Below are 15,046 nucleotides of genomic sequence, written 5' to 3' on the forward strand. Positions count from 1 at the left end.
ATGCTGTCTTACACTGTCTTTATATCTTAAGGATTCAAACTGTAAATGATATTTTTAATTTTTTTCTCAATATAATGATTTAATTTCCTAGAAACTATACTGTGGCTGTTGATTGGTTCAAAGTTATTTATGATTTAGACGTACAACTATTTTTTCGAGACGATCAGAAGATCTCCCACGTAAATAAAGTGAGAAGATAGATCATTCCAATCCATGATTTGTTTGACACTGATCTGATGTTTTTGAGAAATACTCCATAGAGTGTCTCCAGGCAAAATTTTGTATGAATTGATGGATTTTTTAGAGGCGTTTGTATCATTCTTTTTCTTTAGCTGTTTCTGATGAGCTACAATCTGAGCTACTTTTTGACCAGCTTTTTTGAGTACGCTATCATCTCGTAATTTTTTAATATCGATGAACGAATCCATAAAACCGCCTTCAATCAAGATTGAGAGTGCATTCGTTTCTCGAAGAATGTGAAAATTTGCGGATTTAACACCACGATCTTGAAGAGAGTACGCTTGGAGTAATCCTTTTTGAACTTCTTTAGCAAGATTACGATTTGTCGAACTAGCATTTGGATGCACATATGTTTCTGTTCCAGTCCAATTACCCCAGGACCCGTTGTTTGCATTGTGATGAAAAGAGATGACTAAATCTGCGTTCCATGAATTGGCATCATCTGTCCGCTTTTTCAATGAGACGTCCGTGATGCCAGTAGAGTCATCTAATCGTAGTAGCTGTACATTCTCATATTTTTCTATTTCAGATATAAAGGATAATAGGACTTTATTATTAAAGTTCCATTCGTATTCTCCATCAGGTGATCGTTTTCCTGGAGTAGAGTTATTCCCTCCATGTCCAGCATCAATTGCGATTCTTAGCATAGCTGTTCCTCCTCTTTCGTTTTGATCGTACCTTAAGCGTTATATCTAATTTTTTTTAAATGTAAATAGAATTGTTATGATCTATCCTTTTCAATGCCCTAAGAAAATAATTTAGCGCAAAAATGTACTACATATGTCACTTATCAAAATTGATGAACGGGATACGATTTTCCGTGGTTACTTAATTTGATGTTGTTTACATAAGAAAAAAATTTGATATAAATGATTACTATCTCGTTTTGAGAAGGAGGGTTAACGAAGAAGGGTGCAAGAAAATGCCAAGGGAAATGAAGAAATCATAAAGCGCGATGATGTTCTTGAAAAAAATTAGTAATAGAGGAGGACAAGTATCAGATGACTGATAAAATAGTCACTCGTATTCGAAATCCCAAAGTACTCGTTGGAGTTATTTCGGGAGTATTGATGATTTTAGTCAACTTTGAAGTTATCAGCATAGATTTATCTAATCAAATAAGCGATTTAGTAAATGCTATCTTAAGTATTGGTATTTCGATTGGCATATTTGCTAATCCAGAAAGTCACGTAAAGGATGATCAAGCAAATTATAATCAAGAATAAAATAGTAAAAGGCCTTCTCAAATTTAGAGAAGGCCTTTTACTATAACTAAGTTCAAAAAACATCAAGATAGTCCGAACGTCCACAATGAGAACATACCTGTGTATCTAAAGAGACTAAATTACATAACTCACATCGTGCTTTACCTATTCGTTGATCGTCTATAATCATATCCACATAGTCGTCCAAAATACGAATTGTTGCATCAGATACTCCGGAGATAGGAAGAACATCAAATTCATGTTTGAATAAATTTTCTTGATCAACTTTCAATTCTTTACCTGAAACTTGTTTGAGGAACGACTCCCACCAATCATGACCATGATAATCACCATGATAATTGGTATGATCTCGTACATATATGGAAAGAGCGTCTTGTTTAATTTTTATTCGCATGACTTACTCCTCTTAACATAAGAATTAGGTCTTAGCGTATCACTTTGACCCCAGGGCTACTTCCATAATTTATAGATGATCGGAAGAATAGTCAAATAAAAAAGGAGTATTCGCTAAAATAAAATTAATCGTCTCCAGAAACACTGGATAAAAAAATTAAGATTTATCAAAATACTGCTCCATAACAACCTTTCTGAGTTTATTTCTAAATTTAATAATTCGTTGATTAGCAGATTGCCTAGTAATTGTATGCTTATCCGCATACTTTTGAATGCTAAATTCTTTTCTATTTATTAACGACTGCAACATCTCTTCTTCTCCAGAATCGGTTGCTGATAAAACAATTGATTCTAGTTCAGAGTTCAATATTCCATTCAACGAATCATCAGGAATAGAAAGAAAATTTTCTAAAGTAAAATCTGGATTTTTAAAGGGGGCATCCATTGAAATTTCAATACTCTGATTTTTCTTTGAAAATTTTGAATATGTTACATCACGAACACCTTTTTGAAGCCTAAAATATAAATACGTAGTAAAGCTAGTACCGATTATATCGTCATATTTTTCATAAGCTCGCCACAATTCAAGATATAGTTCTTGTAAAAAATCTTCTTCCTCTACTTTGTTAAAGTAAAATTTGTTATTGGATTTCCTCATCACACTTGTTACCAAAGGCGTGAATTCAACGAAAACTTCCTCGAAAGTCATTTCACAGCAATTACCATTGGAAAAGCGAATTGTTTTTCTCATAAATGTCCTTCTTTCATTGAAAAAAATTAAATACATGAAAAATTGGAAAATATCACATATTTTTTTAGGATTATAATGTATATTAGAACACATGTTCGTTTTTAAAACAAAAAATAAGAACTCAAGTTCTTGTTTTAAGTGTGTTGATGGATCACAGCGTACCGCTCTGTCTGATGGAAAGGGACCGCAAGCCGTCCTGTTTCCGTACTCTAGCTCGCTCCTCGTCGGCGCAAGGGCCATCAAAAAAAGACGCTGCCGTTCCTCATCTTCCTCCGCGTTTTGCTCAAAGCAAGCTTTTCGCTCGCGGGCTCCGGAAGCCTTTGTCCCGGTGCGCTATTCGCTTTTTTTGATCTTTCCCTGCGGTCACCCTTGCCCCGTCTCGCGACGCTCGCTGCGTTCCCGTCAACAGGACGGCACCGTGTCGCACTGCATCTCACTCGCGAAAGGAGCTTTTTCATGAAACTGACCAAACTCGTTGAAATCACACGTATCCGCCAAGAGGTCCGAGAACCTGATGTCGCCCTTGAGACGACGCATATCACGTCTCCAGAAGACGCCTTTCTTGTTGCTAGACGCTTCATTCAGGACGATGACCGTGAGGTATTCCTAGTCATCCTGCTCAACACGAAGAACCGGGTCATCGCCGTTCACCGGGCGCATGTCGGAAGCATCAATTCGAGCATCATCCATCCCCGTGAAATCGTGCGTCCATAAGGACTCTCAGAAAATCTGCTCTCGCAAAGCAGTAGGGAAATATCTCAGAGCGTTACCCTATCATCAGCCAACTTATCCGAAAGGGAAACTAGACGGGGAGTGTAGCATGTTGGAAAAGCCATGAGTTGTCTAATTACCAAGACACGACTGAATGGCGAGATGAAAACGTGAATAAGGATGAAAGCTAAACTGCCTGAATGATAGTTCGAGGTAGACCACGGGGACTTACAGCGGGAGGTAATGATATACGCTGTACGGGATTTGCATTATTCTTAAAGATTTCGAGAATAATGACGGGATACAATTCCGACCAACTTCCATATAGAAGATAAAGAGCGAAAGTCACATCCGACATCACGTAAGCGAAGTTTCTGAAAGTCTAAATGGAGATTACCTAAGTCGGAATGCCAAACGGCTATGACATTATGTGTCTGAAAATCTGATATGGTAACGGAGCTTCCGTAGTAGTCCGAGATAGGGAAAGCCTATTACATGGCGAAGGGAAGCAGTTTATCTAGCTTAATACCAAATTGGGAAGGAGCGTGAGGCTCTATGAGAAATCCAAAAGTAGTATTAAACAATTTATCTTCCAACGCAAGAGACGAGGAATACACGTTTCAAAGATTATATCGAAACCTGTATAACACAGAATTTTATCTGGATGCCTATGCGAAAATCTATCCTAACAGGGGTAGCAACACCAAAGGTATTGATGATGACGCCATTGATGGAATGAGTTTGGAGAGAATCGAAAAGCTAATTGAAAAACTAAAAAACCAGAGTTATCAACCAAAACCAGCACGAAGAGTATACATCCCGAAAAAGAATGGAAAACCTAGACCACTAGGCATTCCTTCTTTCGAGGATAAATTGGTTCAAGAAGTAGCTCGCAGAATACTGGAAAGTATTTATGAACCGCAGTTTTCAGACAATTCACATGCCTTCAGACCAAATAGAAGCTGTCATACTGAGTTAGTACAAATTAGAAACACATTTACTGGTACTAGATGGTTTATCGAAGGTGACATAAAGGGCTTTTTTGACAGCATCGAACACCACACGCTAATAAATCTTTTACGGAAAAGAATCAAAGACGAAAAATTTATTAATCTTATTTGGAAGTTTCTTCGAGCGGGATACGTGGAAAAATGGGAATTTCACAAAACATATAGTGGAACCCCACAGGGCGGGATCATCAGCCCTATTCTCTCGAACATTTACCTAAATGAACTAGACCGTTACATTGAAAAATATTCACTTCAATATAACAAAGGTAAAAAGAGAACTCACAATCTCGAGTACCACAATCTAGCATCCAAAATAGGATACCGCAAAAGAAAAAACAAGAGTGAATGGGAAGAATTAAACGATGAAGAAAAAGCCATAAGACTAAACGAAATAAAGTCCCTTTATGAGCAGTTACAAACCCTAGATAGTAAAAACCTATTTGACCCAGAGTACCGCCGGATGAAATATGTAAGATACGCAGATGATTTCCTAATTGGTGTAATCGGAAGCAAAGAAGAGACTGAACAAATAAAGCAAGACCTAACAACTTTCCTAGCGAGCGAACTAAAACTCGAACTCAGTGCTGAAAAAACATTGATAACACACAGCGAGAAAAGCGCCCAATTCTTAGGGTATGACATCCGTGTCGTCAGAGATTGGCATAGAATGAAAATGCCGAACGGAACTAAGAAAAGGAAATTTAACTTTCAAGCAAAACTTTTCGTACCACATGAAAAATACCTCAAAAAACTCATTGAACTAAAAGCATTAAAAATATGCAACAACAATGGATGGAAACCTGTGCATCGCCCGTATCTAATTCACAACGATGACTTGGAAATACTACGCACATACAATGCAGAGATAGAAGGTCTGTACAATTACTACCGACTGGCAAGTAATGTACATGTACTTCAATCCTTCCGACAAACCATGAAATACAGCATGATTAAAACCTATGCGAACAAATATAAAAGTACCGTGAGCAAAATCATCAATAAATTCAGTATCAACAAAAATTTTGGTGTACGGTACGAAACAAGGGAAGGCTCTCGCATTGCGCATTTTACCGAACAACGTATGGAAAAAAATACGGAGATTAAAAGCAATACAGTAGATATAATCGGGCAAACGTTAGTGTATAGTGGCAGAACAAGCTTGATAGACCGTCTTTTAGCTGAAAAATGTGAATGGTGTGGTAAAAAGAACGTACCGCTTGAAATGCACCATGTACACAAACTAAAAGACCTAAAAGGCAAAAAGCAATGGGAACAAAAAATGATTGCAAGACGGAGAAAAACCATTGCGATGTGTGTAAAATGCCACCTCGATTTGCATAATGGGAAGTTAGATTAGATAAATGGAAAGCCGTATACCCCGAGAGGGGTACGTACGGTTTGGAAGGGAGTTCCTGAAAACCGACTTAAGTAATTAAGCAAGGCGTCGGGTTCTTACCTTACTTTAAGTCTGCCATCCTTAACAACGCGACATCACTCATTGTCAGCCATCAGAGCATCCGAGCGGTGACCCGCATCCATCACGGGAAGACATCGAGGTGACCGAACGACTCGTCGGCGCCGGAGAAGAATACGTCAGCCTGAAAGTACAAGATGTTCTGTAAAGGGATAATAGAGCGTAGACGGACGGGATATAACCTCGTCCTGTCTGCGCGCGAGGGCATGGACGAAAAACGATGACGTTTTTCTTTTGAGAGAGCGCAAGCGAGTAAGGAATGGATTCGTCCCGAATCCAAGGACAATGAGAGACCCGCAGTGGAGTACATGAAGGTTTGAGGAGAGATAGCTGATCGAAGTGAATCGATCCTCCTGTAGATAGGTAGTGATCTTCTTTCTACTTGATGTACAACACAAGAAGAATTTTCGGGCTCGTGCGTGAGGCTGTAAGCTGCACGCAGCAACATCCTCATCGCACCGCTGCCCTCCTGTCGGAACGATAACGAGAGCTGCACATCGCTTGCGCAAGGCATCTCTACGTTCCTGTTCCTTACGACGGAAGGCACGGAGCGTATTAAAATCAATTACAAGAAAAGTAGATTTAGTTTTCTTAAGAATAATATCTCTTTGAAAAAAATCCTCAAAAATCATCTTACTTAATTCAATTAATTGATGTACTGGATAGATTCAATCAAATTTATTTATATAATATTCACAGTAATAGATAAGTCTAAATCTGTAGTTAAGGTGTTTTTTGTTTTTTTACGTATTCAATTGCGGATTCGATATTAATAAAACCATTTCCATATTCTGATGTTTCACCCAAAGGAACTGCAGTTTTAGTTAAAGCTTCTTTAATTTTTATATTAGAAAGAGTAGGGTCATATTCCTTTAGTAAAGCAGCGCTTGCAGCTACGAAAGAAGCTGCAATAGAGGTACCATCAATAAAAGTATATTTATTGTCCAATGAGGTAGTTAAAATATCTTTTCCAGGCGCCATTAAGTCAATTTTACTTCCAATACTCGATTGAGACCATCTTTTGTTATCTTTTTTGACTGCACCGACACTTATTACTTCATTATATTTTGCAGGATAAGCAATATTATCGCCTTTTTCCTTGTATCCTAAGTTTCCAATGGCAGAAATCAATATTATCCCATTTTCATTTGCTTTTTTTATCCACTTTTCAAGTTCACTATTAGATTCGAGACTGCCTAGACTCATTAATACAATATCAATATTGTGGTTTATCGACCACTTCAGTCCTTTAATGACATCCCCATAATCTCCACTTTTATTATCATTCAAAACTTTTAATGAATATACATCAGATTTAGGAGATATACCTGTAATACCTATGTTATTTTTTTGAGAATTGATAATTCCTGCTAATTGAGTTCCATGCCCGTTTTTATCTATATTACTTGTTTCTTTAGTGAAGTTTATACTTTGTTTTATATTTAAATCTCGGTGCTTATAGTCTATACCAGTATCCAATACCGCGATTGAAACTCCTGTTCCGTCAAGCTTGTAATTATTTTTAAGTTCACTGATTCTAAGGTTATTAATGCCCCATTGATCATTCTTTACCTTTTCAATTTTATTTTTCTTATTTTCTTCTACTAAAAAAAATACTCCAATTATTAAAATGAGAATAAGTATGGTGGTTATTATTTTTTTTTTCATAGCATCACATCATCCTTAATATTTAAAAAATCACTTATAAGCTCAAAACATGAGCAAATAAGTGATTTTTTGTTTATTCAAAACATGAGCCATAAATAGCTCCAACACTAAATATCTCTAACAATGCACCAACAGTATCAGGTGCAGATTTTTTAGCTGCAGTTTTAACAGCGATTTTGATAGCTGCTGATTTAGTAGCTTTAAACTTACGTGCAGAATTATATGAACTAATTAATGTTTTTGCAAACGTCTTAGCACCACCAGCTGTTTTAATGACAGCTTTTAATTTTGTGATTTTAGCAATAGGGAATGCATTACTAAGAATCGCGATACCGATAGCGGAAGCACAAGTAATAGCTCCAAATGCTACTACATCTCCTTCTTGTTTCACTACAATTCCATCAGAAACATTATCTTGTAAATATTCTACAACCGCTTCGTCACCTTCGTTAATTACTTCTTTTGGAAGATCTTCTACTGCAGCTAAAACTTCAATTAAGTCATTTGTTTGTTCCTCGGTAATATATGTATTGTTTTCAACAGCTGCTTCTTCAAGAGCGGCTTGATCTGGATTGGATGCGGCCACGCTTCCTACAGCAGAAAAAATAAGAACACCTGAAAGAATAGAACTAATTAGTTTTTTGTGAAACGACATAACAAAAACCTCCATTTTTATTTAAATTTACCAACGGAGTAAATGATAAACATAAATTAGCAGAAAGTAAATAGTTACTTTCTGCTAATTTTGAATCTCCGTAGTTCATAAAATAAATTCAAAGAGGTTATTTTAATAATCTCAATTATATGACCGAGCTTTAAAAAATTCGATGATTGGAAGAATAATCAGAGATAATGCAAATAATATTATAAGTTCGATTTGGGGATTACCATTCATTAATTTATCAAAGCAAATGAATAGAAAAATTAATATCGTTAAAATTTTATAACTAATTAACGAACTTTCTGTAGTGACTTTTTTTCCTAGTTCATCATCAGGAATCAGTTTTTCATCTTTCCCTGACTTAGACCATGTAAAGTAAGAGAAGAAAACGATCAATAATAATGCTAGCTGTATTATCGAGAAGAAAGTAATGTTTTTTTCAATTATCATACTTGCAATCAATGCACTAATCACTATCACAAAAGAAATTAAAAATATAATTGTTTTATTTTTTTTATTCATAGATATTCTCCTGTTCGAATAGAAATAAGGTGTCAATACGTGTTTTTAATACTTCAGAGATTTTAAATGCTAATTGTAATGTAGGATCGTACTTATTGTTCTCGATAGCGTTAATTGTTTGGCGGCTTACATTGCATAAGTGTGCCAGTTCACTTTGTGATACACCCAGTTCTTTTCTTTTAAATTTTATAATATTTTTCAATCGTGTCCCTCCAACAAATATGTCAAATACTTTTTACTTTTTACAAGTTAAATACTAATATTTTTATTTTGGTATGTCAAATACTTTTTACACTTATTTTTTATTTAATATTAGTACTTTTTAATTTTTAGTACGAAAATCTTAGCCCTCTTTCTTTTAGATAACGACTAGCAAGCAATGAATAATGGATTTATCTCAAATCTAAGAGCAAGACGTATGTGCCGATTTTTTAGGAGAGTATATTTAATATTTTGGGAATGAGGAGTGGTTGAATGGATAGATGTCAGATCTAGATTGATTTTTATTTAGATATTTCTATTTGATCTTTCTATATTAACGTACGAAAATCGTGCGCATGTATGAGATTGTAGTCTGTATGTAGCAACTCCTCATCGCACCGCTGCCCTTCTGCTGGACCGATAATGAGAGCTGCACATCGCTTGCGACGGAGGACACGGGGCGTTTTATAGAATTCTAAAAAGAAAAATAAAAGGTAGGATTAAAAGGTAGGATTTAGTGGAAGGAATGGCATACTAAAGAAAAGAGTCTTGTCCACGTATAAGATCATCGTTAGCGCTTCGGTAGTGAATGATGTATCTCATGCCAGGAAGTCTAAAAAAGGAGAAACCATATATGAACTTTGATGGATCGACTGATGTATTAGGTACAGCACTTACGAATGTCCATCTACTTTACCTCGTCCCGATTGCATTCGGACTTTTCTTATTGATCGACTTCTTGTTTACAAAAGAAAAGAAGAGCTTTTTGAGCCGGACCGGTAAGGTATTATTGGTTCCATTCATTCTGATCGTAGGTGTACTTATTTATCTCTATTGATTCGATGTGCGTAGGAAGAATGATTATTTTTATGACAGAAAAGATATCGGAAAAGGTCGTTTTTTTGGCTTTGCATGGAAAATCAACTATATATTGCGTCGTAACATCTACGTTATTGCGCATAACATCTCGCTTATTTTATATAAGGCAATTCGTAAACACTCTCGATTCGTCCTATGCTGTGATCAAGAAAATAGCGAGGAGCGGAGTATATGAGTGTGCTAGAGATGTTTGATATGATTGATCCCAACAAAGAACAGATAGAGGAAAAGCTGGAGAAGGTAACATTAATTGATGCTCAGATTCGGTTCGTGCGAGAAGTAGATGGTTCGATTGAGCATGTGACATGGTTCATCGATGTCGATCGATTGACAGATTTCATACAGACACATTTCATCAAGCAGACCTTCTAAGGTCTGTTTTTTTATGGGGATATATATTCATTTTCAATCAAAGGCATGGAGGTATGTTCTTCAAATTATGTAAAGAATATAAGGGATGAATGCCTGTATTTCCTACTTTGAAGCTATACAGAAGGAAGGGATGAAATCAATAAGTCAGAGGTAGACATTACGATATAAGAAGAAAGTTGTGCCTTACATTGAAAGCATCAGGTTGAAATCGACTCAAGAAATGATTAGAAAAGAACTTATTAAAAATAAATGGAAATTACGATGAGAAATTAGTTACAGCATATAGTATATGCTCAAATAATTCATTTAAGTAATCGATGGTAATTGATTTGCTAATTAAGAACTAATGTTCTATTATTTAGTTAGTAATCTCTGACCTTTTCGTTTTTTGAACAGCTTTAAAAATACAAAGTTCGTTTCGGAGGTAGAAAATGTATTTAGCTTTTAATTTAAAAACAGAAGATGACTACAGTAATTGGTTCACTCATGGTAAAAGAATATATGAAAATCAAAAAGTCACAATAAAAGACAGTTTATCAAGTTATTTATATAACGGAACTAGCACTATAAATGGAAATAGCCTAGAAAGTGATTGGTTTCCACAACTCGATAACATAGATGTTTTCTTATCGCATTCTCATAAAGATGAAAAAGATGTTATTGCTTTTGCCGGATGGTTAAATGATGTTTTCGGATTGAAGGTTTTTATTGATTCCTGTATTTGGGGGAATTCTGAAGAATTATTAAAGTTAATTGATGATAGATACTGTTTCAACGGAAAAAGAGGATCTTATGATTACAATTTACGGAATTATTCGACAAGTCATGTTCATATGATGCTTTCAATGGCTCTTACAAAAATGATTGATCGATCAGAAATAGTTATTTTCTTTGAGTCTGAAAATTCTGTACAAAGAATTTCCAAAGAATCTTTTGATGTCACTAAATCTCCTTGGATTTACAGTGAGTTAGTGATGACGAATTTAATTAGACGAAAAAAACCGATGAGAAGTTACAGTTTAATAGAAAAGCGTGCATATGTTGAGGCGAGTAGCCTCAATATTGCATATGACGTAACTGACTATTTAAATAAATTACTTCCTTTAGAAAAAGAAAATTTAGATTTATGGATAAAACAGAAAATGGAGTTTAAAACTAGAGTCCATTCTTTAGATCTTTTATACGTGCAGTACCGTAAGGCAGATGAGGTATTGTTAGGCTGATAAAAAATATAAAGCGTCAAAAGATTAATTTTTTTATGGGAAAAATTAAAAATTATGTACAACTAATGATATTTAATAAGGAGAGGATTGATCTTGGAATATTCAAGAGAAGTAAAAAGATTTTTACGAGAATATGTCAAATCTATACAGGATTCAAATGCAGCGGTCTTTGCAGGAGCTGGATTATCTCGTCCAGCTGGATTTGTAGATTGGAAGGAACTACTAAAAGATGTTGCGGAAGAAGTAGGCTTAGATATCGATCAAGAAGATGATTTAATTACTTTGGCTCAATATCACGTAAATCAAACGGGCGGGAGATCAAAAATAAATCAAATCTTAATAGATGAATTCACAAAAAAATCACGTCCTACAGTTAATCATAGAATTCTTGCTAAACTTCCAATTGAAACATATTGGACAACAAATTACGATCAGTTGCTTGAAAGGAGCTTTGAAGAGGAAGGGAAGTTAGTAGATAAAAAGATATCTTCTGAGAATCTAAGCCAGACTGTTAGAGGAAGCGACGTTACACTTTATAAAATGCATGGGGATAGTTCATTACCTCATGATGCTGTTCTAACAAAAGATGATTACATGGACTATGATAAGAAACGACTACTCTTTAAAACTGCACTTCAAGGTGATCTTGTCTCAAAAACTTTTCTGTTTATCGGATTTAGTTTTGACGACCCTAATCTTGATCAAGTGATAAGTCGTATACACAGTTTACTTAATCAAAATCGTAGAACACATTATTGCTTAATGAAAAAAATTGATCAGTCATACTATGCTACTAAAGACGAATTCGATTATGCAAAGGTTAAGCAAGAACTGAAAATGCAGAATTTGAAGCGGTACGGAATTGAAGTATTACTTGTTGATGAGTACCAAGCTATTACGCATATCCTCCAAGCTATCACACTATTGATAAACCGGAAAAATATCTTTGTTTCGGGAAGCGCTAAAGTGTATGGTGATTGGTCCGAGGAAGAAGCTTTTAAATTCAGTACTAAATTAAGTAAGGAGCTAATAAGAAATAACTATAATCTCGTTTCAGGGTTTGGTTTAGGAATAGGAAGTTGTATTATTTCAGGGGCATTAGAAGAAATATATAGTGGACATTCCGAGAAAGTCGAAGATAGGCTGATCAGCAGACCATTCCCGCAAGTTACAACAGGTGATATAGCTCAAGCTAAATTATGGACGCAATACCGAGAAGATATGTTGTCAAAAGTAGGTATAGCTATCTTTATCTTTGGTAATAAAGAAGAAAAGGGAGAAATTGTTGATGCAGATGGAATGATAGAAGAATTTGATATTTCAATCAGTAACCATGTGATTCCAATTCCAATAGGCGCTACTGGTTTTACGTCTAAAAAATTGTTGGATAAAATCGAAGAAGATTTCGAAAAATATGTTCCTGTCGAGGAACTACGTCCTTTATACAAAAAACTACACGAAAAATTATCTCCTGAGGAATTAATAGATATAGTTTTAGCTATATTAAAAAAGTTAACTGCAGATTCATAACTATATAAAGGAGATTAGAAAATGGCTAGAAAAACATTTATCTCGTATAAATATTCTGAGTCAAGATTACTTAGAGATGAAATTGTTAAATCATTAAAAGATGACGCTAAGTATTACACTGGAGAAACCAGTATTTCTCCTAACATGTCTAATCAATCAACTGACTATATAAAGAATAAATTAAAAGACATGATTTATTCTACTTCGGTTACTATTGTTATTATCTCTCCGAACATGAAGTCTAGTAACTGGATTGATTGGGAAATTGAATACTCCCTTAAGCGTATAAAAAGAGGTGATCGAACTTCAGGAGTTAATGGGGTTTTAGGCGTAATTATGAAGAGAAATGGTGGCTATGAATGGTTTAGAAATCAAGTGAGTAAAAGAGATGGGCATACATCATTCGTTACAAATGATGATTACTTATATGAAATTATAAAGAAAAATAGATTTAACGAGGTTAGACCAACTTATACTTGCGAAGAGTGTATGACAGTTAATTCTTTAACCGGATCGTACATTAGTTTAGTGAGCGAGGATGATTTTTTAAAAAATCCTGAGTTTTATATCGAGAATTCGTACAGTAAAAGTAAAATAGAGTCAGAATATAAAATTTTCAAAAAAAATATCGTTTAACTAAACGTCGTCAGTGCAATGAATGATATTGCATTGACGACGTTTTTTATGGTCTGTGTCCTAAACAATATTTTGTAGTCCTTTTAACGGCTGCGAAAATCCTGTTCCGGTACATTGAAGTGGCGCGTCACGATTTGTCGGACCTTTTCTAAGTCACGATCTTCCGTCGAAATCATTTCGTCGTACCATGCCTTTTCAAGTACTTGTTCGGTCTCCTTACTTACAACTTCTGTGTTCAGGATGTGATGGTACGGTCCCATTGCATCATCGAGGACGCGGAAGTGTTGGCTGATCGGTTCTTCGCCCGGGATGACAAGCGTATAGGCGACGGTCTCATGTTCGTCAAAGTCACGGTCGTTGGCTTTCGCGAACGGTTCGAAGAAGTCTGTCGCTCCATGGACGAGCATCATCGGTTCGTCAAAAGACGATAGATCTTGCTGCGTGTCCTGCTTAGCGATGCTCGTCAGATAAGCACCGACGTCTTCCGGTGAATGTTGTATGATTTGCTCCAGCCGTTCGGCTAACGGTAATCCGTGTTTGGTGATCTGTGCAATCTGTTCGATGTACTCAATCATTTTAATCGGTGATGCTTCGCGTTCCAGAATTTGCTCCTGCTCGAGCGAAGTATAAATTTCCCGGATGAAATGACCGGATGTCTGATGGACTTCGTGCAACAGGTCTTCTTTATCGCGCAAGTCTCTCCCTTGCGTCCAGTTGGCGAGATACGACAATGAAAACTCATCCGTCGGAAAACCAAAGTGCGTCGCGACCGTGTAGGCGACCATCTCCGCTTGGAATTCCTTCTCGTGCGGATTCAACTCGATTCCGCGTTCTTCATTCCGTTCCAAGTTATGCAGATTGGCATGCGCGAGTTCATGAATCAGGACTGTCACGTTCTCGATGTCCGAGTTTCGGTGATTTAAGGCGATCGCGTTCAGTTCTGGATAAAAGCATCCTTTTGCCGTACCAAGCTCGTTCAGTGGCTGGTCGAGTATTTTCACGTCTTGTGTCTCGGCAATCCCGTTCAATGCGCGGCGAAATGATTCCGCCTCACGAATTGAACCGTTCCGATGATACGAAGCAAACAGCTCGGAGACTTCGAGTCCCTTCTCACGGGCATCGGTCTGCGTGTACTCGAAGACGTGACCAATTTTATAGTACATCGCTTTCCGTGTCGGAAGAGCACCTTCCTTTGCGCGCTTTTGTTCTGTCTTCGTCGCATCCTTCCATGCCACCCAATCCGTCTCTCGTTTGATGAACGTAACGGGGGAGGGGACGAAAATCTTGATCCCTTTCTCTCCTTTTTGGACCTGGACACCTTGCTTCTCCCAGTACGCATAGGAACCGACGGCACGGGCGCCTTGGAACTGTTCCTCGATCAACAGCATGTTCCGAGTCGAGTAGCGGTGGAATCGGCTCATGAAGTCTAGATGTTCCTTGATGCTCTCCTGACTGACGAAGTGAGAAGCGAGCTGCGTCTCCATCTTGTCGGTCAATGCTTGTACTTCCTTCTGATAATCCTCACGTGTTTTCTTCTTGTATGCCATGT

Annotated in this window: 17 protein-coding genes; 9 read left to right on the forward strand and 8 right to left on the reverse strand. The window is 36.6% G+C overall.

Going from position 1 to position 15,046, the window contains the following annotated elements:
* Positions 1-146: 146 nt before the first annotated feature.
* On the reverse strand, positions 147-887 hold the full coding sequence (locus AC0VYQ_RS15690) for an N-acetylmuramoyl-L-alanine amidase (protein WP_475404830.1): 741 nt from the start codon (positions 885-887) through the stop codon (positions 147-149).
* Between the two features lie 354 nt (positions 888-1,241).
* On the opposite strand from AC0VYQ_RS15690, the gene AC0VYQ_RS15695 reads away from it, so the two are divergent.
* Positions 1,242-1,466 carry a phage holin gene (locus AC0VYQ_RS15695; protein ID WP_475404831.1) on the forward strand — a complete coding sequence of 75 codons (225 nt, stop codon included), beginning with the start codon at positions 1,242-1,244 and terminating at the stop codon, positions 1,464-1,466.
* Between the two features lie 52 nt (positions 1,467-1,518).
* On the opposite strand, the gene AC0VYQ_RS15700 is transcribed toward AC0VYQ_RS15695, so the two are convergent.
* Positions 1,519-1,860, reverse strand: a complete 342-nt coding sequence (locus AC0VYQ_RS15700; RefSeq protein WP_475404832.1) for a hypothetical protein — start codon at positions 1,858-1,860, stop codon at positions 1,519-1,521.
* 156 nt (positions 1,861-2,016) lie between these two features.
* Positions 2,017-2,610 (reverse strand): sigma factor, encoded by a 594-nt coding sequence (locus AC0VYQ_RS15705; protein WP_475404833.1) that lies wholly within the window; start codon positions 2,608-2,610, stop codon positions 2,017-2,019.
* A 456-nt stretch (positions 2,611-3,066) separates the two neighbouring features.
* Here AC0VYQ_RS15705 and AC0VYQ_RS15710 point away from each other — a divergent pair, with 456 nt between their 5' ends.
* From AC0VYQ_RS15710 to AC0VYQ_RS15720, 3 genes are all read left to right on the forward strand, one after another.
* Complete coding sequence (locus tag AC0VYQ_RS15710; protein ID WP_475404834.1) at positions 3,067-3,324, forward strand: JAB domain-containing protein; 258 nt, start codon at positions 3,067-3,069, stop codon at positions 3,322-3,324.
* 552 nt (positions 3,325-3,876) lie between these two features.
* Positions 3,877-5,688: a reverse transcriptase/maturase family protein gene (locus AC0VYQ_RS15715; protein ID WP_475404835.1), complete on the forward strand. Its 1,812-nt coding sequence runs from the start codon at positions 3,877-3,879 to the stop codon at positions 5,686-5,688.
* Positions 5,689-5,887: 199 nt separating this feature from the next.
* A complete protein-coding gene (locus AC0VYQ_RS15720; protein WP_475404839.1) occupies positions 5,888-5,953 on the forward strand; it encodes a hypothetical protein in 66 nt (21 codons plus the stop codon).
* Between the two features lie 575 nt (positions 5,954-6,528).
* Here the strand turns inward: AC0VYQ_RS15720 and AC0VYQ_RS15725 are convergent.
* From AC0VYQ_RS15725 to AC0VYQ_RS15740, 4 genes are all read right to left on the reverse strand, one after another.
* Positions 6,529-7,473 carry a S8 family serine peptidase gene (locus AC0VYQ_RS15725; protein WP_475404764.1) on the reverse strand — a complete coding sequence of 315 codons (945 nt, stop codon included), beginning with the start codon at positions 7,471-7,473 and terminating at the stop codon, positions 6,529-6,531.
* A gap of 73 nt (positions 7,474-7,546) precedes the next feature.
* Complete coding sequence (locus AC0VYQ_RS15730) at positions 7,547-8,128, reverse strand: hypothetical protein (RefSeq protein ID WP_475404765.1); 582 nt, start codon at positions 8,126-8,128, stop codon at positions 7,547-7,549.
* 141 nt (positions 8,129-8,269) lie between these two features.
* A complete protein-coding gene (locus tag AC0VYQ_RS15735; protein ID WP_475404766.1) occupies positions 8,270-8,656 on the reverse strand; it encodes a hypothetical protein in 387 nt (128 codons plus the stop codon).
* Positions 8,649-8,858 carry a helix-turn-helix transcriptional regulator gene (locus AC0VYQ_RS15740; protein ID WP_475404767.1) on the reverse strand — a complete coding sequence of 70 codons (210 nt, stop codon included), beginning with the start codon at positions 8,856-8,858 and terminating at the stop codon, positions 8,649-8,651. Before AC0VYQ_RS15740 ends, AC0VYQ_RS15735 begins: the two co-directional genes overlap by 8 nt.
* 633 nt (positions 8,859-9,491) lie before the next feature.
* On the opposite strand from AC0VYQ_RS15740, the gene AC0VYQ_RS15745 reads away from it, so the two are divergent.
* The 5 genes from AC0VYQ_RS15745 to AC0VYQ_RS15765 all read left to right on the forward strand — a co-directional run bounded on the left by AC0VYQ_RS15745 (position 9,492) and on the right by AC0VYQ_RS15765 (position 13,497).
* Positions 9,492-9,695 carry a hypothetical protein gene (locus tag AC0VYQ_RS15745; protein WP_475404768.1) on the forward strand — a complete coding sequence of 68 codons (204 nt, stop codon included), beginning with the start codon at positions 9,492-9,494 and terminating at the stop codon, positions 9,693-9,695.
* Positions 9,696-9,907: 212 nt separating this feature from the next.
* On the forward strand, positions 9,908-10,108 hold the full coding sequence (locus tag AC0VYQ_RS15750; protein WP_475404769.1) for a hypothetical protein: 201 nt from the start codon (positions 9,908-9,910) through the stop codon (positions 10,106-10,108).
* Between the two features lie 431 nt (positions 10,109-10,539).
* Positions 10,540-11,331, forward strand: a complete 792-nt coding sequence (locus tag AC0VYQ_RS15755; protein ID WP_475404770.1) for a hypothetical protein — start codon at positions 10,540-10,542, stop codon at positions 11,329-11,331.
* Positions 11,332-11,424: 93 nt separating this feature from the next.
* A complete protein-coding gene (locus AC0VYQ_RS15760; RefSeq protein ID WP_475404771.1) occupies positions 11,425-12,861 on the forward strand; it encodes an SIR2 family protein in 1,437 nt (478 codons plus the stop codon).
* Positions 12,862-12,882: 21 nt separating this feature from the next.
* A complete protein-coding gene (locus tag AC0VYQ_RS15765; RefSeq protein WP_475404772.1) occupies positions 12,883-13,497 on the forward strand; it encodes a TIR domain-containing protein in 615 nt (204 codons plus the stop codon).
* 83 nt (positions 13,498-13,580) lie between these two features.
* Here AC0VYQ_RS15765 and AC0VYQ_RS15770 read toward each other — a convergent pair whose 3' ends face one another.
* On the reverse strand, positions 13,581-15,044 hold the full coding sequence (locus AC0VYQ_RS15770; protein WP_475404773.1) for an ArdC family protein: 1,464 nt from the start codon (positions 15,042-15,044) through the stop codon (positions 13,581-13,583).
* Positions 15,045-15,046 lie beyond the last annotated feature (2 nt).

Source organism: Exiguobacterium sp. QJM3NY_9 (assembly GCF_056173545.1).

Excerpts from the sequence above, each read along its gene's own strand:
- AC0VYQ_RS15690 (WP_475404830.1), bottom strand. The coding sequence starts at position 887 with ATGCTAAGAATCGCAATTGATGCTGGACATGGAGGGAATAACTCTACT.
- AC0VYQ_RS15695 (WP_475404831.1), top strand. The coding sequence starts at position 1,242 with ATGACTGATAAAATAGTCACTCGTATTCGAAATCCCAAAGTACTCGTT.
- AC0VYQ_RS15700 (WP_475404832.1), bottom strand. The coding sequence starts at position 1,860 with ATGCGAATAAAAATTAAACAAGACGCTCTTTCCATATATGTACGAGAT.
- AC0VYQ_RS15705 (WP_475404833.1), bottom strand. The coding sequence starts at position 2,610 with ATGAGAAAAACAATTCGCTTTTCCAATGGTAATTGCTGTGAAATGACT.
- AC0VYQ_RS15710 (WP_475404834.1), top strand. The coding sequence starts at position 3,067 with ATGAAACTGACCAAACTCGTTGAAATCACACGTATCCGCCAAGAGGTC.
- AC0VYQ_RS15715 (WP_475404835.1), top strand. The coding sequence starts at position 3,877 with ATGAGAAATCCAAAAGTAGTATTAAACAATTTATCTTCCAACGCAAGA.
- AC0VYQ_RS15725 (WP_475404764.1), bottom strand. The coding sequence starts at position 7,473 with ATGAAAAAAAAAATAATAACCACCATACTTATTCTCATTTTAATAATT.
- AC0VYQ_RS15730 (WP_475404765.1), bottom strand. The coding sequence starts at position 8,128 with ATGTCGTTTCACAAAAAACTAATTAGTTCTATTCTTTCAGGTGTTCTT.
- AC0VYQ_RS15735 (WP_475404766.1), bottom strand. The coding sequence starts at position 8,656 with ATGAATAAAAAAAATAAAACAATTATATTTTTAATTTCTTTTGTGATA.
- AC0VYQ_RS15745 (WP_475404768.1), top strand. The coding sequence starts at position 9,492 with ATGAACTTTGATGGATCGACTGATGTATTAGGTACAGCACTTACGAAT.
- AC0VYQ_RS15750 (WP_475404769.1), top strand. The coding sequence starts at position 9,908 with ATGAGTGTGCTAGAGATGTTTGATATGATTGATCCCAACAAAGAACAG.
- AC0VYQ_RS15755 (WP_475404770.1), top strand. The coding sequence starts at position 10,540 with ATGTATTTAGCTTTTAATTTAAAAACAGAAGATGACTACAGTAATTGG.
- AC0VYQ_RS15765 (WP_475404772.1), top strand. The coding sequence starts at position 12,883 with ATGGCTAGAAAAACATTTATCTCGTATAAATATTCTGAGTCAAGATTA.
- AC0VYQ_RS15770 (WP_475404773.1), bottom strand. The coding sequence starts at position 15,044 with ATGGCATACAAGAAGAAAACACGTGAGGATTATCAGAAGGAAGTACAA.